A 23,339-nucleotide genomic window follows, 5' to 3' on the forward strand; every position below is an offset into this window, starting at 1 on the left:
CAAACTTGACGATTAACACTTCTCCCAGCCGCCCTGTTGTGCCGTAAACCCCAGCGCCTGCATAAACGCCGTCATCACACCGCGATCTTCCACGCCTGCATCCGCCATCCACCAGCATGAAACGCCAGGATTGTTACGCAAAACCTCTTCCAGCAGATATTGCCCCACACCGCGACGGCGGGTGACTTCCCGCACGCGCAGGGAATCCAGTGCTCCCTCGGTGCCGCTTAAGGTTACCCGCACGGCAGCGAGCAGGCGCTCGTTAAAACGCGCGGCGTAGATACGGTGGTTATCGTCAACCTGTAACGAGGAAGGGGAATACTCCGGCCAGATCTTTTGCAGGTCAATCCGGTCTTGGTCGCTAAATTTTTCTAATCGAATGATGGTCAGCTTCATGGGTAACCCGTGTAAATCACAAAAGTGGAACCAGTGTAGCGAAATAATTTAATCGGAGGCTTTCTCTTTTTTATTTCTTTTGGCAGGTGATTAATTTTTTAACAGCAATAATTACAAAATTAAAACATTAGAGAATGAAAAATGTCCAGCATAATCCCCTGAATGATAGTGAATTATTCCGCCCTTTGTGCCGTTATTTTATGCTGACAAAGGCACTTTTTTCTGTTTATCTATCAATAAATTCAGAATATTATCTGTTCTTAATCGACTGAAAAATAGGGATTTTAATCGCTATTATCACAAAATACTGCGCTAACCCCTTAATCAGACAGGCAAAAACAGTGCAGTATAAAAAAAGAACAGTCTGATTTGTTAACACATAAAAACAAAGCAACACAACATCACGAATGGGGATTTTTGACTATGAAACGGAATGCGAAAACTATCATCGCAGGGATGATTGCACTGGCAATTTCACACACCGCTATGGCTGACGATATTAAAGTCGCCGTTGTCGGCGCGATGTCCGGCCCGATTGCCCAGTGGGGCGATATGGAATTTAACGGCGCGCGTCAGGCAATTAAAGACATTAATGCCAAAGGGGGAATTAAGGGCGATAAACTGGTTGGCGTGGAATATGACGACGCATGCGACCCGAAACAAGCCGTTGCGGTCGCCAACAAAATCGTTAATGACGGCATTAAATACGTTATTGGTCATCTGTGTTCTTCTTCTACCCAGCCTGCGTCAGATATCTATGAAGACGAAGGTATTCTGATGATCTCGCCGGGAGCGACCAACCCGGAGCTGACCCAACGCGGTTATCAACACATTATGCGTACTGCCGGGCTGGACTCTTCCCAGGGGCCAACGGCGGCAAAATACATTCTTGAGACGGTGAAGCCCCAGCGCATCGCCATCATTCACGACAAACAACAGTATGGCGAAGGGCTGGCGCGTTCGGTGCAGGACGGGCTGAAAGCGGCTAACGCCAACGTCGTCTTCTTCGACGGTATTACCGCCGGGGAGAAAGATTTCTCCGCGCTGATCGCCCGCCTGAAAAAAGAAAACATCGACTTCGTTTACTACGGCGGTTACTACCCGGAAATGGGGCAGATGCTGCGCCAGGCCCGTTCCGTTGGCCTGAAAACCCAGTTTATGGGGCCGGAAGGTGTGGGTAATGCGTCGTTGTCGAACATTGCCGGTGATGCCGCCGAAGGCATGTTGGTCACTATGCCAAAACGCTATGACCAGGATCCGGCAAACCAGGGCATCGTTGATGCGCTGAAAGCAGACAAGAAAGATCCGTCCGGGCCTTATGTCTGGATCACCTACGCGGCGGTGCAATCTCTGGCGACTGCCCTTGAGCGTACCGGCAGCGATGAGCCGCTGGCGCTGGTGAAAGATTTAAAAGCTAACGGTGCAAACACCGTGATTGGGCCGCTGAACTGGGATGAAAAAGGCGATCTTAAGGGATTTGATTTTGGTGTCTTCCAGTGGCACGCCGACGGTTCATCCACGGCAGCCAAGTGATCATCCCACCGCCCGTAAAATGCGGGCGGGTTTAGAAAGGTTACCTTATGTCTGAGCAGTTTTTGTATTTCTTGCAGCAGATGTTTAACGGCGTCACGCTGGGCAGTACCTACGCGCTGATAGCCATCGGCTACACCATGGTTTACGGCATTATCGGCATGATCAACTTCGCCCACGGCGAGGTTTATATGATTGGCAGCTACGTCTCATTTATGATCATCGCCGCGCTGATGATGATGGGCATTGATACCGGCTGGCTGCTGGTAGCTGCGGGATTCGTCGGCGCAATCGTCATTGCCAGCGCCTACGGCTGGAGTATCGAACGGGTGGCTTACCGCCCGGTGCGTAACTCTAAGCGCCTGATTGCACTCATCTCTGCAATCGGTATGTCCATCTTCCTGCAAAACTACGTCAGCCTGACCGAAGGTTCGCGCGACGTGGCGCTGCCGAGCCTGTTTAACGGTCAGTGGGTGGTGGGGCATAGCGAAAACTTCTCTGCCTCTATTACCACCATGCAGGCGGTGATCTGGATTGTTACCTTCCTCGCCATGCTGGCGCTGACGATTTTCATTCGCTATTCCCGCATGGGTCGCGCGTGTCGTGCCTGCGCGGAAGATCTGAAAATGGCGAGTCTGCTTGGCATTAACACCGACCGGGTGATTGCGCTGACCTTTGTGATTGGCGCGGCGATGGCGGCGGTGGCGGGTGTGCTGCTCGGTCAGTTCTACGGCGTCATTAACCCCTACATCGGCTTTATGGCCGGGATGAAAGCCTTTACCGCGGCGGTGCTCGGTGGGATTGGCAGCATTCCGGGAGCGATGATTGGCGGCCTGATTCTGGGGATTGCGGAGGCGCTCTCTTCTGCCTATCTGAGTACGGAATATAAAGATGTGGTCTCATTCGCCCTGCTGATTCTGGTGCTGCTGGTGATGCCGACCGGTATTCTGGGTCGCCCGGAGGTAGAGAAAGTATGAAACCGATGCATATTGCAATGGCGCTGCTCTCTGCCGCGATGTTCTTTGTGCTGGCGGGCGTCTTTATGGGCGTGCAACTGGAGCTGGATGGCACCAAACTGGTGGTCGACACGGCTTCGGATGTCCGTTGGCAGTGGGTGTTTATCGGCACGGCGGTGGTCTTTTTCTTCCAGCTTTTGCGACCGGCTTTCCAGAAAGGGTTGAAAAGCGTTTCCGGACCGAAGTTTATTCTGCCCGCCATTGATGGCTCCACGGTGAAGCAGAAACTGTTCCTCGTGGCGCTGTTGGTGCTTGCGGTGGCGTGGCCGTTTATGGTTTCACGCGGGACGGTGGATATTGCCACCCTGACCATGATCTACATTATCCTCGGTCTCGGGCTGAACGTGGTTGTTGGTCTTTCTGGTCTGCTGGTGCTGGGGTACGGCGGTTTTTACGCCATCGGCGCTTACACTTTTGCGCTGCTCAATCACTATTACGGCTTGGGCTTCTGGACCTGCCTGCCGATTGCTGGATTAATGGCAGCGGCGGCGGGCTTCCTGCTCGGTTTTCCGGTGCTGCGTTTGCGCGGTGACTATCTGGCGATCGTTACCCTCGGTTTCGGCGAAATTGTGCGCATATTGCTGCTCAATAACACCGAAATTACCGGCGGCCCGAACGGAATCAGTCAGATCCCGAAACCGACACTCTTCGGACTCGAGTTCAGCCGTACCGCTCGTGAAGGCGGCTGGGACACGTTCAGTAATTTCTTTGGCCTGAAATACGATCCCTCCGATCGTGTCATCTTCCTCTACCTGGTGGCGTTGCTGCTGGTGGTGCTAAGCCTGTTTGTCATTAACCGCCTGCTGCGGATGCCGCTGGGGCGTGCGTGGGAAGCGTTGCGTGAAGATGAAATCGCCTGCCGTTCGCTGGGCTTAAGCCCGCGTCGTATCAAGCTGACTGCCTTTACCATAAGTGCCGCGTTTGCCGGTTTTGCCGGAACGCTGTTTGCGGCGCGTCAGGGCTTTGTCAGCCCGGAATCCTTCACCTTTGCCGAATCGGCGTTTGTGCTGGCGATAGTGGTGCTCGGCGGTATGGGCTCGCAATTTGCGGTGATTCTGGCGGCAATTTTGCTGGTGGTGTCGCGCGAGTTGATGCGTGATTTCAACGAATACAGCATGTTAATGCTCGGTGGTTTGATGGTGCTGATGATGATCTGGCGTCCGCAGGGCTTGCTGCCCATGACGCGCCCGCAACTGAAGCTGAAAAACGGCGCAGCGAAAGGAGAGCAGGCATGAGTCAGCCATTATTATCTGTTAACGGCCTGATGATGCGCTTCGGCGGCCTGCTGGCGGTGAACAACGTCAATCTTGAACTGTACCCGCAGGAGATCGTCTCGTTAATCGGCCCTAACGGTGCCGGAAAAACCACGGTTTTTAACTGTCTGACCGGATTCTACAAACCCACCGGCGGCACCATTTTACTGCGCGATCAGCACCTGGAAGGTTTACCGGGGCAGCAAATTGCCCGCATGGGCGTGGTGCGCACCTTCCAGCATGTGCGTCTGTTCCGTGAAATGACGGTAATTGAAAACCTGCTGGTGGCGCAGCATCAGCAACTGAAAACCGGGCTGTTCTCTGGCCTGTTGAAAACGCCATCCTTCCGTCGCGCCCAGAGCGAAGCGCTCGACCGCGCCGCGACCTGGCTTGAGCGCATTGGTTTGCTGGAACACGCCAACCGTCAGGCGAGTAACCTGGCCTATGGTGACCAGCGCCGTCTTGAGATTGCCCGCTGCATGGTGACGCAGCCGGAGATTTTAATGCTCGACGAACCTGCGGCAGGTCTTAACCCGAAAGAGACGAAAGAGCTGGATGAGCTGATTGCCGAACTGCGCAATCATCACAACACCACTATCTTGTTGATTGAACACGATATGAAGCTGGTGATGGGAATTTCGGACCGAATTTACGTGGTCAATCAGGGGACGCCGCTGGCAAACGGTACGCCGGAGCAGATCCGTAATAACCCGGACGTGATCCGTGCCTATTTAGGTGAGGCATAAGATGGAAAAAGTCATGTTGTCCTTTGACAAAGTCAGCGCCCACTACGGCAAAATCCAGGCGCTGCATGAGGTGAGCCTGCATATCAATCAGGGCGAGATTGTCACGCTGATTGGCGCGAACGGGGCGGGGAAAACCACCTTGCTCGGCACGTTATGCGGCGATCCGCGTGCCACCAGCGGGCGAATTGTGTTTGATGATAAAGACATTACCGACTGGCAGACAGCGAAAATCATGCGCGAAGCGGTGGCGATTGTCCCGGAAGGGCGTCGCGTCTTCTCGCGGATGACGGTGGAAGAGAACCTGGCGATGGGCGGTTTTTTTGCTGAACGCGACCAGTTCCAGGAGCGCATAAAGTGGGTGTATGAGCTGTTTCCACGTCTGCATGAGCGCCGTATTCAGCGGGCGGGCACCATGTCCGGCGGTGAACAGCAGATGCTGGCGATTGGTCGTGCGCTGATGAGCAACCCGCGTTTGCTACTGCTTGATGAGCCATCGCTCGGTCTTGCGCCGATTATCATCCAGCAAATTTTCGACACCATCGAGCAGCTGCGCGAGCAGGGGATGACTATCTTTCTCGTCGAGCAGAACGCCAACCAGGCGCTAAAGCTGGCGGATCGCGGCTACGTGCTGGAAAACGGCCATGTAGTGCTTTCCGATACTGGTGATGCGCTGCTGGCGAATGAAGCGGTGAGAAGTGCGTATTTAGGCGGGTAATAACACGTTGATTGATAGGGAGTCAAAAGACTCCTTTGAGACAGGTGACAAATGTAAAATTGCCTGATGCGCTGCGCTTATCAGGCCTACTGGGTGAGTGGCAATATGTTGAATTTGCACGATCTTGTAGGCCTGATAAGGCGTTTACGCCGCATCCGGCATGAAACGATGAGCAATCTGTAGAGTTTGATTCAGACCTTCTATATTTTCCCGCTTATCCGTGCCCCATCTCCCATTTTCCCTCACCCACGCCGTCACCGCCTTGTCATCTTTCTGACACCTTACTATCTTACAAATGTAACAAAAAAGTTATTTTTCTGTAATTCGAGCATGTCATGTTACCCCGCGAGCATAAAACGCGTGAATTCGCGCATTCGGTACAACAAGAGAGATAAACGATGAAACCGTTACATTATACAGCTTCAGCACTGGCGCTCGGACTGGCGTTAATGGGGAATGCACAGGCAGTGACGACCATTCCGTTCTGGCATTCTATGGAAGGGGAACTGGGTAAAGAGGTGGATTCTCTGGCCCAACGTTTTAACGCCGAAAACCCGGATTACAAAATTGTACCGACCTATAAAGGCAACTACGAACAGAATTTAAGCGCGGGGATTGCCGCATTTCGTACCGGCAACGCGCCGGCTATTTTGCAGGTTTATGAAGTTGGCACCGCCACCATGATGGCGTCGAAAGCCATTAAACCGGTGTATGACGTGTTTAAAGAGGCAGGGATTCAGTTCGATGAGTCGCAGTTTGTGCCGACGGTTTCAGGTTACTACTCCGACAGCAAAACGGGCCACTTACTCTCCCAGCCATTCAACAGCTCGACCCCCGTTCTCTATTACAACAAAGACGCCTTCAAGAAAGCAGGATTAGACCCGGAACAGCCGCCGAAAACCTGGCAGGATCTGGCGGACTATGCCGCGAAACTGAAAGCCTCCGGCATGAAGTGCGGCTACGCCAGCGGCTGGCAGGGCTGGATCCAACTGGAAAACTTTAGCGCCTGGAACGGTCTGCCGTTTGCCAGCAAAAACAACGGCTTTGACGGCACGGACGCGGTGCTGGAGTTCAATAAGCCGGAGCAGGTGAAACACATCGCCATGCTCGAGGAGATGAACAAGAAGGGCGACTTCAGCTACGTCGGTCGTAAGGATGAATCCACCGAGAAGTTCTATAACGGTGATTGCGCGATGACCACCGCCTCTTCCGGTTCTCTTGCCAACATTCGCGAGTACGCCAAATTTAACTACGGCGTAGGCATGATGCCTTACGACGCCGATGCGAAAGATGCGCCACAAAACGCCATTATCGGCGGAGCCAGCCTGTGGGTGATGCAGGGTAAAGATAAAGAAACGTATACCGGTGTGGCGAAGTTCCTCGATTTCCTCGCGAAGCCAGAAAACGCTGCCGAGTGGCATCAGAAAACCGGTTATCTGCCAATCACCAAAGCAGCGTATGACCTGACCCGTGAGCAGGGCTTTTATGAGAAAAACCCAGGGGCGGATACCGCGACGCGTCAGATGCTGAATAAGCCGCCGTTGCCGTTCACCAAAGGGCTGCGTCTGGGCAACATGCCGCAGATCCGCGTGATTGTGGATGAAGAGCTGGAGAGCGTGTGGACCGGTAAGAAGACACCACAGCAGGCACTGGATACCGCCGTTGAGCGTGGAAATCAGTTGCTGCGCCGCTTTGAGAAATCGACGAAGTCTTAATCAGTGTAATGTCGGATGCGTTTCGCTTATCTGACCTGGCATCGCGTGTAGGCCGGATAAGCGAAGCGCATCCGGCACAGTTCAGGAATTAACCGTAATGTCATCATCCCGTCCGGTGTTCCGCTCGCGCTGGCTGCCTTATCTGCTGGTCGCGCCGCAGCTCATCATCACCGTTATCTTTTTTATCTGGCCTGCGGGCGAAGCGTTGTGGTACTCGCTACAAAGCGTCGATCCGTTTGGTTTCTCCAGCCAGTTTGTCGGCCTGGATAACTTCGTCACGCTGTTCCATGACAGCTACTATCTCGACTCCTTCTGGACGACGATAAAATTCAGCACCTTTGTCACCGTCAGCGGTTTGCTGGTATCGCTGTTCTTTGCGGCGCTGGTGGAGTACATCGTGCGCGGCAGCCGTTTCTATCAAACCTTAATGTTGCTGCCTTACGCCGTGGCTCCCGCCGTTGCCGCCGTATTGTGGATCTTCCTGTTTAACCCCGGTCGCGGGCTGATCACCCATTTTCTCGCGGAGTTCGGCTACGACTGGAACCACGCGCAAAACAGCGGTCAGGCAATGTTTCTGGTGGTGTTTGCCTCAGTATGGAAGCAAATCAGCTACAACTTCCTGTTCTTCTATGCCGCGCTGCAATCCATTCCCCGTTCGTTGATCGAAGCCGCAGCCATCGACGGTGCAGGGCCGATTCGCCGCTTCTTTAAGATTGCGCTGCCGCTTATCGCCCCGGTGAGTTTCTTCCTGCTGGTAGTGAACCTGGTGTATGCCTTCTTCGACACCTTCCCGGTGATCGACGCCGCCACGTCCGGCGGGCCGGTTCAGGCCACCACGACGCTGATTTATAAGATCTACCGCGAAGGTTTTACCGGACTGGATCTGGCTTCGTCTGCCGCACAGTCGGTGGTGTTGATGTTCCTCGTCATCGTGCTGACGGTGGTGCAGTTCCGCTATGTTGAAAGCAAGGTGCGTTACCAATGATTGAGAACCGTCCGTGGCTGACGATATTCAGCCATACCATGCTGATCCTCGGGATCGCGGTGATCCTCTTCCCGCTGTACGTGGCGTTTGTCGCGGCGACGCTGGATAAACAGGCCGTCTATGCCGCGCCGATGACGCTCATCCCCGGCACACATCTGCTGGAAAACATCCACAACATCTGGGTGAACGGGGTAGGCACGAATAGCGCGCCGTTCTGGCGGATGTTGCTTAACAGCTTTGTGATGGCGTTCAGCATTACGCTCGGCAAAATTACCGTCTCGATGCTCTCGGCATTTGCCATTGTCTGGTTTCGTTTTCCGCTACGTAACCTCTTCTTCTGGATGATTTTTATCACCCTGATGCTGCCGGTTGAAGTACGTATCTTCCCGACGGTGGAAGTCATCGCCAACCTGCAGATGCTCGACAGCTACGCCGGTTTAACGCTGCCGCTGATGGCCTCGGCGACCGCTACTTTCCTGTTCCGCCAGTTCTTTATGACGCTGCCGGATGAGCTGGTGGAAGCCGCGCGGATCGACGGCGCATCGCCAATGCGCTTCTTTTGCGACATCGTTTTTCCGCTCTCCAAAACTAATCTGGCGGCGCTGTTTGTGATCACCTTTATCTACGGCTGGAATCAGTATTTGTGGCCGTTGTTGATTATTACCGATGTGGATCTCGGCACCACCGTGGCAGGGATCAAAGGGATGATCGCTACAGGCGAAGGCACCACGGAATGGAACTCAGTGATGGTGGCGATGTTGTTAACGCTTATCCCTCCGGTGGTGATTGTTTTAGTGATGCAGCGTGCCTTCGTGCGCGGCCTGGTCGATAGTGAGAAATAAGATGGCAGGACTGAAATTACAGGCAGTAACCAAAAGCTGGGATGGTAAAACCCAGGTCATTAAACCGCTGACCCTTGATGTGGCGGATGGCGAATTTATCGTGATGGTCGGGCCGTCTGGCTGCGGGAAATCGACGCTGCTGCGCATGGTTGCCGGGCTGGAGCGGGTGACAGAAGGCGATATCTGGATCAACGACCAGCGCGTGACTGAAATGGAGCCAAAAGATCGCGGGATTGCGATGGTGTTCCAGAACTACGCGCTTTATCCGCATATGAGTGTCGAAGAAAACATGGCGTGGGGGCTGAAAATTCGCGGCATGGGCAAGCAGCAAATTGCCGAGCGCGTTAAAGAAGCGGCGCGCATTCTGGAGCTGGACGGTCTGCTCAAACGTCGCCCGCGCGAGCTTTCCGGCGGTCAGCGCCAGCGTGTGGCGATGGGCCGCGCGATTGTGCGCGATCCGGCGGTGTTCCTGTTTGATGAGCCGCTCTCTAACCTCGATGCCAAGCTGCGCGTGCAGATGCGTCTTGAACTGCAACAGTTGCACCGTCGCCTGAAAACGACTTCACTCTACGTTACTCACGATCAGGTTGAAGCGATGACGCTCGCCCAGCGAGTAATGGTGATGAACGGCGGTGTTGCCGAACAGATTGGCACACCAGTTGAAGTCTACGAAAAGCCCGCCAGCCTGTTTGTAGCGAGTTTTATCGGCAGTCCGGCGATGAACCTGCTGACAGGCCGCGTGAATAACGAAGGCACGCATTTCGAACTGGACGGCGGTATTGAGCTGCCGCTAAACGGTGGCTACCGTCAGTATGCCGGGCGTAAAATGACTCTCGGCATTCGCCCGGAACATATTGCGCTAAGCTCGCAGGCAGAAGGCGGCGTACCGATGGTGATGGACACGCTGGAGATCCTCGGCGCAGATAACCTGGCGCACGGACGCTGGGGCGAGCAGAAGCTGGTGGTGCGACTGGCGCATCAGGAGCGCCCGACGGCAGGCAGCACGCTGTGGCTGCATCTGGCGGAAAATCAGCTGCATCTTTTTGATGGTGAAACAGGACAACGAGTATGAGTAACTGGCCTTATCCCCGCATCGTCGCTCATCGTGGCGGCGGTAAGCTGGCCCCGGAAAACACCCTGGCGTCAATCGACGTCGGGGCAAAATACGGTCATAAGATGATCGAATTTGACGCGAAGTTATCGAAAGATGGCGAGATCTTCCTGCTCCATGACGACAATCTCGAACGTACCAGCAACGGCTGGGGCGTCGCGGGTGAACTGAACTGGCAGGATTTACTGCGCGTGGATGCGGGCAGTTGGTACAGCAAAATGTTTAAAGGTGAGCCGCTACCGTTGCTTTCGCAGGTGGCGGAACGTTGCCGCGAACACGGGATGATGGCGAATATCGAAATCAAACCCACCACCGGCACCGGGCCATTAACGGGCAAAATGGTGGCGCTGGCGGCACGCGAGCTGTGGGCCGGTATGACGCCGCCGCTGCTGTCATCGTTTGAGATTGATGCTTTAGAAGCTGCACAACAGGCGGCACCGGAACTGCCGCGCGGTTTGTTGCTGGATGAGTGGCGCGACGACTGGCGCGAACTGACCGCGCGGCTGGGCTGCGTCTCTATTCATCTCAATCATAAGTTACTCAATAAAGCGCGAGTGATGCAGTTGAAAGACGCCGGACTGCGGATTCTGGTTTATACCGTCAATAAACCCCAGCGCGCAGCAGAGTTGCTGCGCTGGGGTGTGGATTGCATCTGTACCGATGCGATTGACGTGATTGGTCCGAACTTTACGGCCCAATAGTTTTCAACGGAATGTCAGGCTGCGGCGTGCTGGGCTGATTCAGCATGTCGCCGTTTCTCCTCTCCGGCAGCATATGCTGCTGATTCAACGAACTATCCGGATTACGGTTGCTGTTTAACATCCCGCCGTTGGTGTTGGGCAGCATTTGCTGCCGGGCGGGATTTCGCTCCCCCGGCTGTGACTGCAACACCCGCTGAGAATTATTGTTTATCTGGTTTTCTAAATGCTGCTGTTGCAACTGAGTTTGCGTTTTCAGTTGCTGATTCAGCATCCCTTTTTGCTGGATTTGCTGAGTCTGCATCTGGGTTTGCATCCGCTGCTGGCTGGGTATCTGATACCCCGGCTGGTTAGGGTTGTTCAGAGTATTAATGGGCTGTGCAAAGCCGACAAACGGCAGGAGTGCCGTAAGAATCAGAAGTCGTTTCATCGCGTATCCTCCTCTGAAGATATCCTTTAAGTTTACTCGCTTCCCGACAAAACGATGATTAATTCAGAGTTATATACCAGGCTTAGCTGGGGTTGCCCCTTAATCTCTGGAGAATAACGATGATAAAACCGACGTTTTTACGCCGGGTGGCCATTGCTGCTCTGCTCTCAGGAAGTTGTTTTAGCGCCGCCGCCGCGCCTCCTGCGCCGCCCGTCTCGTATGGTGTGGAGGAAGATGTCTTCCACCCGGTACGCGCGAAACAGGGAATGGTAGCGTCTGTGGACGCCACTGCCACTCAGGTGGGGGTGGATATTCTCAAGGAGGGCGGGAATGCCGTTGATGCCGCCGTGGCGGTGGGCTACGCGCTGGCGGTAACGCATCCGCAGGCAGGGAATCTGGGCGGTGGTGGTTTTATGTTAATCCGCTCGAAAAATGGCAATACCACGGCTATCGATTTCCGCGAAATGGCACCCGCCAAAGCGACCCGCGATATGTTCCTCGATGATCAGGGCAACCCGGACAGCAAAAAATCACTCACTTCGCATCTGGCTTCCGGCACACCGGGTACGGTAGCAGGTTTCTCGCTGGCGCTGGATAAATACGGCACCATGCCGCTGAACAAAGTCGTGCAGCCCGCGTTTAAACTGGCACGCGATGGTTTTATCGTTAACGACGCGCTGGCTGACGATCTCAAAACCTACGGTAGCGAAGTGTTGCCGAATCACGAAAACAGTAAAGCTATCTTCTGGAAAGAGGGCGAGCCGCTGAAAAAGGGCGACACGCTGGTGCAGGCGAACCTGGCAAAGAGCCTGGAGATGATTGCTGAAAACGGCCCGGACGAATTCTATAAAGGCACGATTGCGGAACAGATCGCCCAGGAGATGCAGAAAAACGGTGGCTTGATCACTAAAGAAGATTTAGCAGCCTATAAAGCGGTCGAACGCACTCCGATAAGCGGCGATTATCGCGGGTATCAGGTTTACTCCATGCCACCGCCATCCTCCGGCGGGATCCATATCGTACAAATCCTCAATATTCTGGAAAACTTCGATATGAAGAAATACGGCTTTGGCAGCGCCGATGCGATGCAAATCATGGCAGAAGCGGAGAAATACGCCTACGCCGACCGCTCGGAATATCTTGGCGACCCGGATTTTGTCAAAGTACCGTGGCAGGCGCTGACCAATAAAGCCTATGCCAAATCTATTGCCGATCAAATTGATATCAATAAAGCGAAGCCATCCAGCGAAATTCGCCCCGGCAAGCTTGCGCCTTATGAGAGTAATCAAACTACCCATTACTCAGTGGTGGATAAAGATGGTAACGCGGTGGCGGTGACCTATACGCTGAACACCACCTTCGGTACGGGCATTGTCGCGGGCGAGAGCGGTATTCTGCTTAATAACCAGATGGATGATTTCTCCGCCAAACCGGGCGTACCGAACGTTTACGGGCTGGTGGGCGGTGATGCCAACGCCGTCGGGCCGAACAAACGCCCGCTGTCGTCGATGTCGCCGACCATTGTGGTGAAAGACGGTAAAACCTGGCTGGTTACCGGTAGCCCAGGCGGTAGCCGGATCATCACTACAGTGCTGCAAATGGTGGTGAATAGCATCGATTATGGCTTGAACGTCGCCGAAGCGACCAATGCGCCGCGTTTCCACCATCAGTGGTTGCCGGACGAGCTGCGTGTCGAAAAAGGGTTTAGCCCGGATACGCTCAAGCTGCTGGAAGCAAAAGGTCAGAAAGTGGCGCTGAAAGAGGCGATGGGCAGTACACAAAGCATTATGGTTGGGCCGGACGGTGAGTTGTACGGCGCATCCGACCCGCGCTCGGTGGATGATTTAACGGCGGGGTACTAAGGTTAGCGGCCCTCTTCGTGGGAAGAGGGCTATTTTGTCAGGGCAAGCCGAAGGTAGCCTTTTTTATTTCGTAATCCTGTAGATATTCTTCCAGCGGTTTTGCCGTTCCCAGAGAATGAATTTCACCACTGTCTTTATCAATAATAAAAGGTGCGTTACCAGCTAAGCGCGCGGCCTCATCTCCAGTTTCGAGAAATTCTCGTGCTTCGAAACAGAAATACCAGCCCTGGCTAAAGCGTCCATGTAGAGTAATGACGACCGGGAGATCTGCATCATCAAGGTAATGGTTCGCTTTCGCGAATGCGTCGTGATAAGTAATCATAATTATAATAAATATTATTGTTGAGTGTTATATTATTATTCCTGTGTGATACATTGAGCAAAGACGCGTTCATCTTCGTCAAAGATATTATTAAATGCTGGTTTTGAAAAAAGTTCATCGGATAAGATATAGTCACGAAATAAGTATCTGCTAATATTTTATGATTTCTTTTTCAGAACGTCGAACGGGATTTTCTTATTTAAGATATCAGAATCTTATGATTCGGGTAAAATTCTAAATAAATCAACATGTCATTAAAATCATCATAGCCATTAGCTATTTCGGCTAAAATAGAGACTACATGTCTTCGGTCCATCTCACTTAAGGAGTGTAGTTCCGTTGTAAGTTTTTCCATAGCTTGCACTGCTAAATTTCGAACAAGGAATTTTCTGCTGGTAATCTCTAAAAAGATGGCATGGTTTACAATGATTTTTGTTTCCTTTTGATTATTATGAACAACTGTCCATGATTTCGTTTAAGAATGAAGAGAAATCACTAAACGAACTGAATATATTTTCTGTGCCAATATTATCTCTAATTTCAAAAAAGTTACTTTTAATGTCGGTAATGACTCCAACTTATTGATAGTGTTTTATGTTCAGATAATGCCCGATGACTTTGTCATGCAGCTCCACCGATTTTGAGAACGACAGCGACTTCCGTCCCAGCCGTGCCAGGTGCTGCCTCAGATTCAGGTTATGCCGCTCAATTCGCTGCGTATATCGCTTGCTGATTACGTGCAGCTTTCCCTTCAGGCGGGATTCATACAGCGGCCAGCCATCCGTCATCCATATCACCACGTCAAAGGGTGACAGCAGGCTCATAAGACGCCCCAGCGTCGCCATAGTGCGTTCACCGAATACGTGCGCAACAACCGTCTTCCGGAGACTGTCATACGCGTAAAACAGCCAGCGCTGGCGCGATTTAGCCCCGACATAGCCCCACTGTTCGTCCATTTCCGCGCAGACGATGACGTCACTGCCCGGCTGTATGCGCGAGGTTACCGACTGCGGCCTGAGTTTTTTAAGTGACGTAAAATCGTGTTGAGGCCAACGCCCATAATGCGGGCTGTTGCCCGGCATCCAACGCCATTCATGGCCATATCAATGATTTTCTGGTGCGTACCGGGTTGAGAAGCGGTGTAAGTGAACTGCAGTTGCCATGTTTTACGGCAGTGAGAGCAGAGATAGCGCTGATGTCCGGCGGTGCTTTTGCCGTTACGCACCACCCCGTCAGTAGCTGAACAGGAGGGACAGCTGATAGAAACAGAAGCCACTGGAGCACCTCAAAAACACCATCATACACTAAATCAGTAAGTTGGCAGCATCACCTTTAATGTCATAAGTAAATATTGAAATGCTATAATCCCCGATCACTAACCGTTCTTGTAGATCAGGGTTTATGAAATCATCATTATTTCTATAAAATTCATTTACGGCAAAAAGGTTTTTAACTGAAGGTTCTGGAATCGAGAGGCTAAATAATCGTAATCCATTAACTTCGAATCCATCCATTGCTCTTAAAAAAGTAAGATAATCAGGTTGATTCTTAAAAAGAATACTAACTTCATTACATAACTTCTCCAGGCAATTAGTTGAATTAGAATTAAATTCTATTTGGATTATACTTTCAATAAATGATTCCTTGAGCGGTGCTTCAAATGGATAGTCTAAATCATTCATCATTTTTATTAATTTATTTATTTGGGTTTTAGTCATCATTTTGTGTGGTCCATAATATTTTTCATGGGAGGATAAATTGAGCCAGATGGAATGGCCCAGGGAGTGATTTTGCTTTCACCTACTAATATTCCCTTAGCTATTCGTGATTGCATGTTAGTAAAAACTTTATGATATGGTTCGTTTTCGATTAATACTAAATTTTCGAAATCATTAGTACCACCATCATCTAGAGATAGTTTATGGTGAACATTATAATTTAGAGGAACATTGCCCTTTCTCATTCTTAAAAGGTCTTCGGCGTTGAATCTTCCAGATGCTTCGGAGGTTTTTGCAAGTTTGATAAGAAAATTTTTTCTTACAGTTTTATTAAACTCCTTTCGTAAGTTAGCTAAGTCTTTTGAAGGTCTCTTAATGTATATTATTTCTATTATGTCTATACCATCAAGAAGTTTTTGTTGACCTCTAAGTTTGCCTAAGTAACTATTTATTTCTGTATATGTATCAACATTAGAACGCTTTGTTAAAAGAATAGATGCTGTTGCTATCGCTATGCCCGCTGTTTTTTCATTTAGTATTTGATCATAGCCTTTTATTGCATCTCCACCCAGTTTTTCCGCAGTATCTCTGAATCCTTCAATGTTCCCATTGTATACGCCACCAGCAGCAAGTAGCCTGCCAATAGCTTTGCTGTTTAACGTTTTGAAACGATTATTTGTTTGGTTTTTTGAATTTGGTAAAAACAAACGGTTATAATTTTCAGGGAGTGCCAAATAGCTGAACTCGGTATTTGCGATAAGATGTTGACAGAGGATAAATTCATAACTAATAGTTATTGTTTCTGTATCCAGTTGGTTTTCAATGATCTGGTGATGAATAGCCGATAAAAAAGCGCCTCTTAGTTGTATATAATAATACTTTTCCAATCTACCAAATCTATTTATTCGATAGAAGTCAAATCCCATAAATAATTGTTCATTATTGTTAATGGAATTAATAAATAATGGAGTGCTTTTATCAATTAATTTACAAAATGTTATACCATGGAACTGTGAACCAAGCCCCGTATTATTAATATTATTTAAGAGTGAGAATGTAAATATTTCATCCTCATGCCCGCTCTGCCAACGATTACCTGTAGACTCAGAAGTCCCACAACCTGCGGAGATGCTTCCTTGTTGTTCTCCCGTTACTGTCAGGTAAACAATATTACTCATCCCTGAAAAGTCCTTTTATGGCATGCTATTTTATCAATGGCAATATTATGCTTGTTAATTGTTATTTATTTACTCCAGGAAATTGTAGGCGTATATATTAAAAAATAAAATATTACACTTTAGGAAGTAATTATGAGTTAAATCTCAATATATGTATTGGGCAAATAAATACCTTAAAGGAAGGTATGTCGATTTTGAATGACACCCTTTTTCCATCTCAGAAAAAGGGCACTATCTTACTTCACCCGCGCCATATAATATGCATCGACATATTCACCATTACGCAATGCGTACTTCTTACCAGTCCCTTCAATTTCAAAGCCGTATTTTTTATAGACCTTAATTGCCGGGGCGTTATCGACAAACACGGTTAGTTCAATGCGATCTACCCGCAACCAGTTGTCGCACATTTCAATCATCTCTCGCATCAGGGCGCTGGCGACGCCGCGGTTCTTCCAACGAGAGTCGACACAGATACCAAAATCGGCAACATGACTGCGGCGTGGGCGCTGTTGCACGTCAATGGTGAGATGGCCCACGACGTCTCCATCAATACAGGCGACGAGTTGCTTGATGCCGGGACGATCGGCGAGTCGCTCCTGCCACATATGATCGGAAGGATGAGGCACCTGTAGTGTGTTGCAATACACCTCCGGCTGGGCGTGAATCTGCCTGATGGCCTCGTAATCCCGTGTTTCTGCGTGGCGTATTACTATCTCACTCATTCCTTTGTCCTCTTTGGGGTAAATGTCCCTTTCAACATCATTGACTTTCAAATGCGAGTCAAATGCATTTTTTTGCAAAAAGTGTTGGACAAGTGCGAATGAGAATGATTATTATTGTCTCGCGATCAGGAAGACCCTCGCGGAGAACCTGAAAGCACGACATTGCTCACATTGCTTCCAGTATTACTTAGCCAGCCGGGTGCTGGCTTTTTTTTTGATCTTTCGTTCTCAATTTATCCACGGGAGTGCTTGTGTTCGTTATGCGCACTCCAGTAGGAACCACGTCCGCTTTGCGCTAAGGTGTAAATAACCACCTTAAAAAGGACGAAATCATGGTCATCAACTGCGCCTTTATTGGCTTCGGCAAAAGCACCACCCGTTACCATCTGCCGTATGTACTTAACCGCAAGGATAGCTGGCATGTCGCGCATATTTTTCGTCGCCATGCGAAGCCGGAAGAACAGGCTCCCATTTATTCCCATATCCATTTCACCAGCGATCTCGACGAAGTACTAAACGATCCCGATGTTAAGCTGGTTGTTGTCTGCACCCACGCGGACAGCCATTTCGAGTACGCGAAACGCGCGCTGGAAGCCGGGAAAAATGTGCTGGTCGAAAAACCGTTCACTCCGACACTTGCGCAGGCGAAAGAGCTGTTTGCGTTGGCGAAAAGCAAAGGGCTGACCGTCACGCCGTATCAGAATCGTCGCTTTGACTCCTGCTTCCTGACAGCGAAAAAAGCGATTGAAAGTGGCAAGTTGGGAGAGATTGTTGAAGTGGAAAGCCATTTTGACTATTACCGCCCGGTGGCAGAAACCAAACCTGGGCTGCCGCAGGATGGCGCGTTTTATGGCCTTGGTGTGCATACGATGGACCAGATTATTTCTCTGTTCGGTCGCCCGGATCACGTCGCTTATGACATCCGCAGCCTGCGTAATAAAGCCAATCCTGACGACACCTTTGAAGCGCAACTGTTTTATGGCGACCTGAAAGCCATCGTCAAAACCAGCCATCTGGTGAAAATCGATTATCCGAAATTTATCGTTCACGGTAAGAAAGGTTCGTTTATTAAATACGGTATCGACCAGCAGGAAACCAGCCTGAAGGCTAATATTATGCCGGGCGAACCGGGATTCGCAGCGGATGATTCGGTCGGTGTGCTGGAGTATGTCAATGACGAGGGCGTGACGGTCAGAGAAGAGATGAAGCCGGAGATGGGCGATTACGGGCGCGTTTATGATGCGTTGTATCAAACCATCACCCACGGTGCGCCAAATTACGTCAAGGAATCTGAAGTTCTTACCAATCTGGAAATCCTTGAACGCGGATTTGAGCAAGCCTCTCCCTCCACAGTAACTCTCGCTAAGTAAGTTTGATGGCCCCTCGAATAGTTCAATTTTTTTGAACAGAGGGGTCAATTTTCACCCTCTATCATCCCAGGCAGATCGGGTCCACACTAAGCCCATCGAAATCATTCAGGGGGCGAATACAAATGATCTACTTACGCAAAGCAAATGAACGTGGTCATGCAAATCATGGCTGGCTGGACTCCTGGCATACTTTCTCTTTTGCCAACTATTACGATCCGAACTTTATGGGCTTCTCCGCGCTGCGCGTGATTAACGACGACGTGATTGAAGCAGGGCAGGGCTTCGGCACTCACCCGCATAAAGATATGGAAATTTTGACCTACGTGCTGGAAGGTACTGTTGAGCATCAGGACAGCATGGGCAATAAAGAGCAGGTTCCGGCGGGTGAGTTCCAGATTATGAGTGCTGGTACGGGTATTCGTCACTCAGAGTACAACCCAAGCAGCACCGAGCGTCTGCATCTGTATCAGATCTGGATCATGCCTGAAGAAAACGGTATTACGCCGCGTTATGAACAGCGTCGCTTCGATGCCGTACAGGGCAAACAGCTGGTGCTCTCGCCGGATGCGCGAGATGGTTCATTGAAAGTGCATCAGGATATGGAACTGTACCGCTGGGCGTTGCTGAAAGATGAGCAGTCGGTGCATCAGATTGCCGCTGAACGCCGCGTCTGGATCCAGGTGGTGAAAGGCAATGTCACCATTAACGGCGTGAAAGCCTCGACCAGCGATGGTCTGGCAATCTGGGATGAGCAGGCAATCTCCATCCATGCGGATAGCGACAGCGAAGTGTTACTGTTCGATCTGCCGCCGGTTTAAAACTCAACGGCATCTTTGAAGCCTGCCTTTTTGCAGGCTTCCTCGCTCGCTCCGGTCGCGTGCTGATGTACGCTTCCGGGGTTTTGCCGCGTCGTTAGCACAATGCGATGCAATTGATTTAGTGTATATCTAATAATTGTAAACAAGCACTGTTTTCCCCGGGAAGGTTCTGATGTGTCCGTGTTAAACTAAGAGAATCTATCTCTTTTGTACCTTCAGGACGATGAAAAAGAAAAGACCCGTACTTCAGGATGTGGCTGACCGTGTAGGCGTGACCAAAATGACGGTCAGCCGTTTTTTACGCAACCCGGAGCAGGTTTCCGTCGCTCTACGCGGCAAGATTGCCGCGGCTCTTGATGAACTGGGCTATATTCCCAATCGTGCGCCCGATATCCTCTCTAACGCCACCAGCCGGGCGATTGGCGTCCTGTTACCTTCTCTCACCAACCAGGTTTTCGCGGAAGTATTACGCGGAATCGAAAGCGTCACCGACGCGCACGGTTATCAGACCATGCTGGCGCACTACGGTTATAAACCGGAAATGGAGCAAGAACGCCTCGAATCCATGCTCTCCTGGAATATCGACGGCCTGATCCTCACCGAACGTACCCACACGCCGCGCACCTTAAAGATGATTGAAGTGGCGGGTATTCCCGTGGTGGAACTGATGGACAGCAAGTCGCCATGCCTTGATATCGCCGTCGGTTTTGATAACTTTGAAGCAGCACGCCAGATGACCACTGCCATTATTGCTCGCGGGCATCGCCACATTGCCTATCTCGGCGCACGTCTCGACGAACGTACTATCATCAAACAGAAGGGATACGAACAGGCGATGCTGGATGCAGGCCTGGTGCCATATAGCGTGATGGTTGAGCAATCTTCTTCTTACTCTTCCGGTATTGAACTGATTCGCCAGGCGCGGCGGGAATATCCGCAGCTGGATGGCGTGTTCTGTACGAATGATGACCTGGCGGTCGGCGCGGCGTTTGAATGTCAGCGTCTGGGGTTAAAAGTTCCTGACGATATGGCGATTGCCGGTTTCCACGGTCATGACATTGGTCAGGTGATGGAGCCACGACTTGCGAGCGTGCTGACGCCGCGTGAGCGGATGGGCAGTATTGGCGCTGAACGCCTGCTGGCGCGTATTCGTGGCGAATCTGTGACACCGAAAATGTTAGATTTAGGTTTCACCTTGTCACCGGGCGGATCTATTTAAGCCCACAAATTTGAAGTAGCTCACACTTATACACTTAAGGCATGGATGGATATTGCTTCTGATATTGTCCGGCTGGACAATGTTACCGATAACAGTTACCCGTAACATTTTTAATTCTTGTATTGTGGGGGCACCACTTTGAGCACGACTAACCATGATCACCACATTTACGTCTTGATGGGCGTATCGGGCAGCGGCAAATCTGCGGTCGCCAGTGAAGTGGCGCATCAACTTCATGCCGCGTTTCTTGATGGCGATTTCCTCCATCCACGGCGCAATATCGAAAAAATGGCGTCTGGCGAACCACTGAATGACGACGATCGCAAACCGTGGTTGCAGGCGCTGAACGACGCCGCGTTTGCTATGCAGCGCACTAATAAAGTGTCGCTGATCGTCTGTTCTGCATTGAAAAAACACTATCGCGACTTGCTGCGTGAAGGTAATCCGAATCTCTCTTTCATCTATTTGAAAGGCGATTTTGATGTGATTGAAAGCCGCCTGAAAGCGCGCAAAGGCCATTTCTTTAAAACCCAAATGTTGGTGACGCAGTTTGAAACGCTGCAGGAGCCGGGTGCGGACGAAACCGATGTACTGGTGGTGGATATCGATCAACCGCTGGAAGGTGTTGTGGCAAGCACCATTGAGGTTATTAAAAAAGGCAAATAAGTAGTGACTACATTAACGCTTGTTTTAACAGCAGTAGGGTCTGTTTTACTGCTGCTGTTTTTAGTCATGAAGGCGCGTATGCACGCTTTCCTGGCTTTAATGGTGGTGTCCATGGGGGCTGGCCTTTTTTCTGGTATGCCGCTCGATAAAATCGCAGCGACGATGGAAAAAGGGATGGGAGGCACCCTCGGCTTCCTGGCGGTGGTTGTCGCCCTGGGAGCTATGTTTGGCAAGATCTTACATGAAACCGGCGCAGTCGATCAGATTGCCGTCAAAATGCTCAAATCCTTCGGTCACAGCCGCGCGCATTATGCCATCGGCCTTGCGGGGCTGGTCTGTGCGCTACCGCTGTTCTTTGAAGTGGCGATAGTTCTGCTGATTAGCGTTGCTTTCTCAATGGCGCGCCACACCGGTACGAACCTGGTGAAGCTGGTAATCCCATTATTTGCAGGCGTGGCGGCAGCGGCGGCATTTCTGGTGCCTGGACCAGCGCCGATGCTGCTGGCATCGCAGATGAATGCCGACTTTGGCTGGATGATCCTGATTGGCCTGTGTGCGGCAATTCCGGGAATGATTATTGCCGGGCCGCTGTGGGGTAACTTCATCAGCCGTTACGTTGAGCTGCATATTCCTGACGACATCAGCGAACCGCATCTCGGCGAAGGCAAAATGCCATCTTTCGGATTCAGCCTGTCGCTGATCCTGCTGCCGCTGGTGCTGGTAGGGCTGAAAACCATTGCCGCGCGTTTTGTGCCGGAAGGATCAACTGCTTACGAATGGTTTGAGTTTATCGGTCATCCGTTTACCGCGATTCTGGTTGCTTGTCTGGTGGCGATTTACGGTCTGGCAATGCGTCAGGGCATGCCAAAAGACAAAGTGATGGAGATTTGCGGTCACGCGCTGCAACCGGCGGGGATCATTCTGCTGGTGATTGGTGCGGGCGGCGTGTTCAAACAGGTGCTGGTTGACTCTGGCGTAGGTCCGGCACTGGGCGAAGCGTTAACCGGCATGGGCCTGCCGATTGCTATCACCTGCTTCGTGCTGGCAGCTGCAGTGCGCATCATTCAGGGTTCTGCCACCGTAGCCTGTTTAACGGCGGTAGGACTGGTGATGCCGGTTATTGAACAACTGAACTACTCCGGTGCGCAAATGGCGGCGCTGTCGATTTGTATCGCTGGTGGTTCGATTGTTGTCAGCCACGTTAACGACGCCGGTTTCTGGTTGTTCGGTAAATTTACCGGCGCGACCGAAGCCGAAACGCTGAAAACCTGGACCATGATGGAAACCATCCTCGGCACTGTCGGTGCCATCGTTGGGATGATTGCGTTCCAGCTGTTGAGTTAAGTTTGTTCGCCCGGTAGTTGTGACGCTACCGGGTTCTTTTCGAAAAACTCTCCTCGTTACCCCTTCATCCACATTCGAATGCCGTCGAGGAACATCTGGGTTGCCATCATCACCAGAATCAATCCCATCAGGCGTTCAAGTGCGTTCACCCCTTTCTCGCCCAGCAGACGTAAAAATAGCGAAGACTGTAGCAGGATGACAAAGGTGCCGCCCCAGGCCAGCAGCAGAGCAATCACCAGATGCCCCATCTGATTCGGGTACTGATGAGACAACAACATCAGCGTGGCGAGAATAGTCGGCCCGGCGACTAACGGAATTGCCAACGGCACGATAAATGGCTCTTCACCTGCCGGAAGCCCGCTGCTATTTCCTGAAGCGCTGGGGAAAATCATTTTAATGGCGATCAGAAACAGAATGATGCCGCCAGAAATGGAGACGGTTTCTGCTCGTAGGCTAAGAAATGCCAGAATTTTCTCACCCGCAAACAGGAACACCAGCATCACCAGGAGAGCAATAAGCAACTCTCGCACCATGATTGCCCGCCGTCTTTTCGGTTCAGTATGTTTCAGTACGGACATGAAAATAGGTAGGTTTCCGAGCGGATCCATAATCAGGATCAATAAAACTGCTGCAGAAATGATTTCATTCATAACTCAAATTCCCTGATAATTGCCGCGGAC

Annotated in this window: 25 protein-coding genes; 16 read left to right on the forward strand and 9 right to left on the reverse strand. The window is 51.1% G+C overall.

Features of this window, described 5'->3' with window-relative positions:
- Positions 1 to 12: 12 nt before the first annotated feature.
- The gene (gene panM / locus KXD89_RS01300) at positions 13 to 396 is read right to left on the reverse strand and encodes an aspartate 1-decarboxylase autocleavage activator PanM (RefSeq protein WP_000778768.1); all 384 of its coding nucleotides are present in this window, start codon (positions 394 to 396) and stop codon (positions 13 to 15) included.
- A 423-nt stretch (positions 397 to 819) separates the two neighbouring features.
- On the opposite strand from panM, the gene livK reads away from it, so the two are divergent.
- The 10 genes from livK (at position 820) to ugpQ (ending at position 11,010) form a co-directional block, all read left to right on the forward strand.
- Positions 820 to 1,929, forward strand: a complete 1,110-nt coding sequence (gene livK / locus KXD89_RS01305) for a high-affinity branched-chain amino acid ABC transporter substrate-binding protein LivK (RefSeq protein ID WP_000827696.1) — start codon at positions 820 to 822, stop codon at positions 1,927 to 1,929.
- Between the two features lie 47 nt (positions 1,930 to 1,976).
- Positions 1,977 to 2,903, forward strand: coding sequence for a high-affinity branched-chain amino acid ABC transporter permease LivH (livH, locus tag KXD89_RS01310; RefSeq protein WP_001295111.1), 927 nt, complete (start codon positions 1,977 to 1,979; stop codon positions 2,901 to 2,903).
- Positions 2,900 to 4,177: a branched chain amino acid ABC transporter permease LivM gene (livM, locus tag KXD89_RS01315; protein ID WP_000803813.1), complete on the forward strand. Its 1,278-nt coding sequence runs from the start codon at positions 2,900 to 2,902 to the stop codon at positions 4,175 to 4,177. Before livH ends, livM begins: the two co-directional genes overlap by 4 nt.
- Positions 4,174 to 4,941 (forward strand): high-affinity branched-chain amino acid ABC transporter ATP-binding protein LivG, encoded by a 768-nt coding sequence (gene livG / locus KXD89_RS01320; protein ID WP_000082101.1) that lies wholly within the window; start codon positions 4,174 to 4,176, stop codon positions 4,939 to 4,941. Before livM ends, livG begins: the two co-directional genes overlap by 4 nt.
- Before the next feature lies 1 nt (position 4,942).
- Positions 4,943 to 5,656, forward strand: coding sequence for a high-affinity branched-chain amino acid ABC transporter ATP-binding protein LivF (livF, locus tag KXD89_RS01325; protein WP_000416891.1), 714 nt, complete (start codon positions 4,943 to 4,945; stop codon positions 5,654 to 5,656).
- A 398-nt stretch (positions 5,657 to 6,054) separates the two neighbouring features.
- Positions 6,055 to 7,371 (forward strand): sn-glycerol-3-phosphate ABC transporter substrate-binding protein UgpB, encoded by a 1,317-nt coding sequence (gene ugpB / locus KXD89_RS01330; RefSeq protein WP_000803190.1) that lies wholly within the window; start codon positions 6,055 to 6,057, stop codon positions 7,369 to 7,371.
- Between the two features lie 97 nt (positions 7,372 to 7,468).
- Positions 7,469 to 8,356: a sn-glycerol-3-phosphate ABC transporter permease UgpA gene (ugpA, locus tag KXD89_RS01335; protein ID WP_000099289.1), complete on the forward strand. Its 888-nt coding sequence runs from the start codon at positions 7,469 to 7,471 to the stop codon at positions 8,354 to 8,356.
- Entirely contained in the window at positions 8,353 to 9,198 is an 846-nt protein-coding gene (gene ugpE / locus KXD89_RS01340; protein ID WP_000572177.1) for a sn-glycerol-3-phosphate ABC transporter permease UgpE, read from the forward strand. The genes ugpA and ugpE overlap by 4 nt, the downstream gene beginning before the upstream one ends.
- Before the next feature lies 1 nt (position 9,199).
- Complete coding sequence (gene ugpC / locus KXD89_RS01345) at positions 9,200 to 10,270, forward strand: sn-glycerol 3-phosphate ABC transporter ATP binding protein UgpC (RefSeq protein ID WP_000907792.1); 1,071 nt, start codon at positions 9,200 to 9,202, stop codon at positions 10,268 to 10,270.
- On the forward strand, positions 10,267 to 11,010 hold the full coding sequence (ugpQ, locus tag KXD89_RS01350; RefSeq protein WP_000073623.1) for a glycerophosphodiester phosphodiesterase: 744 nt from the start codon (positions 10,267 to 10,269) through the stop codon (positions 11,008 to 11,010). Before ugpC ends, ugpQ begins: the two co-directional genes overlap by 4 nt.
- Here ugpQ and KXD89_RS01355 read toward each other — a convergent pair.
- Positions 10,997 to 11,437: a DUF2756 family protein gene (locus KXD89_RS01355; protein ID WP_000825996.1), complete on the reverse strand. Its 441-nt coding sequence runs from the start codon at positions 11,435 to 11,437 to the stop codon at positions 10,997 to 10,999. The two genes, ugpQ and KXD89_RS01355, sit on opposite strands and share 14 nt — an antisense overlap.
- Positions 11,438 to 11,556: 119 nt before the next feature.
- Between KXD89_RS01355 and ggt the strand changes: the two genes are divergently transcribed.
- Complete coding sequence (gene ggt, locus KXD89_RS01360) at positions 11,557 to 13,299, forward strand: gamma-glutamyltransferase (protein WP_000595082.1); 1,743 nt, start codon at positions 11,557 to 11,559, stop codon at positions 13,297 to 13,299.
- Positions 13,300 to 13,336: 37 nt separating this feature from the next.
- On the opposite strand, the gene KXD89_RS01365 is transcribed toward ggt, so the two are convergent.
- From KXD89_RS01365 to yhhY, 6 genes are all read right to left on the reverse strand, one after another.
- Positions 13,337 to 13,621: a YrhB family protein gene (locus KXD89_RS01365; protein WP_000634159.1), complete on the reverse strand. Its 285-nt coding sequence runs from the start codon at positions 13,619 to 13,621 to the stop codon at positions 13,337 to 13,339.
- 199 nt (positions 13,622 to 13,820) lie between these two features.
- Entirely contained in the window at positions 13,821 to 13,976 is a 156-nt protein-coding gene (yrhD, locus tag KXD89_RS01370; protein ID WP_001307436.1) for a protein YrhD, read from the reverse strand.
- 223 nt (positions 13,977 to 14,199) lie between these two features.
- Positions 14,200 to 14,897 (reverse strand): IS1-like element IS1A family transposase gene (locus KXD89_RS01375; RefSeq protein ID WP_094096600.1). Its coding sequence is split into 2 segments (ribosomal slippage): positions 14,200 to 14,648 and positions 14,648 to 14,897, totalling 699 coding nucleotides; the frame shifts between segments, so codons are not numbered across the junction.
- A gap of 28 nt (positions 14,898 to 14,925) precedes the next feature.
- Positions 14,926 to 15,342, reverse strand: a complete 417-nt coding sequence (locus tag KXD89_RS01380; RefSeq protein ID WP_000988497.1) for a YrhA family protein — start codon at positions 15,340 to 15,342, stop codon at positions 14,926 to 14,928.
- On the reverse strand, positions 15,339 to 16,517 hold the full coding sequence (tssD, locus tag KXD89_RS01385; protein WP_000065894.1) for an Hcp1 family type VI secretion system effector: 1,179 nt from the start codon (positions 16,515 to 16,517) through the stop codon (positions 15,339 to 15,341). The genes KXD89_RS01380 and tssD overlap by 4 nt, the downstream gene beginning before the upstream one ends.
- 236 nt (positions 16,518 to 16,753) lie before the next feature.
- The gene (gene yhhY / locus KXD89_RS01390; RefSeq protein WP_001295206.1) at positions 16,754 to 17,242 is read right to left on the reverse strand and encodes an N-acetyltransferase; all 489 of its coding nucleotides are present in this window, start codon (positions 17,240 to 17,242) and stop codon (positions 16,754 to 16,756) included.
- Between the two features lie 332 nt (positions 17,243 to 17,574).
- Here yhhY and KXD89_RS01395 point away from each other — a divergent pair, with 332 nt between their 5' ends.
- From KXD89_RS01395 to gntU, 5 genes are all read left to right on the forward strand, one after another.
- Positions 17,575 to 18,612, forward strand: coding sequence for an oxidoreductase (locus KXD89_RS01395; protein ID WP_000236293.1), 1,038 nt, complete (start codon positions 17,575 to 17,577; stop codon positions 18,610 to 18,612).
- A 122-nt stretch (positions 18,613 to 18,734) separates the two neighbouring features.
- Positions 18,735 to 19,430 (forward strand): quercetin 2,3-dioxygenase, encoded by a 696-nt coding sequence (gene yhhW / locus KXD89_RS01400; RefSeq protein WP_000639811.1) that lies wholly within the window; start codon positions 18,735 to 18,737, stop codon positions 19,428 to 19,430.
- Between the two features lie 223 nt (positions 19,431 to 19,653).
- Positions 19,654 to 20,649, forward strand: coding sequence for a gluconate operon transcriptional repressor GntR (gntR, locus tag KXD89_RS01405; RefSeq protein WP_000730252.1), 996 nt, complete (start codon positions 19,654 to 19,656; stop codon positions 20,647 to 20,649).
- A 138-nt stretch (positions 20,650 to 20,787) separates the two neighbouring features.
- Positions 20,788 to 21,315, forward strand: coding sequence for a gluconokinase (gntK, locus tag KXD89_RS01410; protein WP_000108330.1), 528 nt, complete (start codon positions 20,788 to 20,790; stop codon positions 21,313 to 21,315).
- A 3-nt stretch (positions 21,316 to 21,318) separates the two neighbouring features.
- The gene (gene gntU, locus KXD89_RS01415) at positions 21,319 to 22,659 is read left to right on the forward strand and encodes a gluconate transporter (RefSeq protein WP_000210111.1); all 1,341 of its coding nucleotides are present in this window, start codon (positions 21,319 to 21,321) and stop codon (positions 22,657 to 22,659) included.
- A gap of 56 nt (positions 22,660 to 22,715) precedes the next feature.
- Here gntU and yhgN read toward each other — a convergent pair whose 3' ends face one another.
- Complete coding sequence (yhgN, locus tag KXD89_RS01420; protein WP_001002544.1) at positions 22,716 to 23,309, reverse strand: NAAT family transporter YhgN; 594 nt, start codon at positions 23,307 to 23,309, stop codon at positions 22,716 to 22,718.
- Between the last annotated feature and the right edge of the window lie 30 nt (positions 23,310 to 23,339).

It is taken from the genome of Escherichia sp. TC-EC600-tetX4 (assembly GCF_019356055.1).
Lineage (GTDB): Bacteria > Pseudomonadota > Gammaproteobacteria > Enterobacterales > Enterobacteriaceae.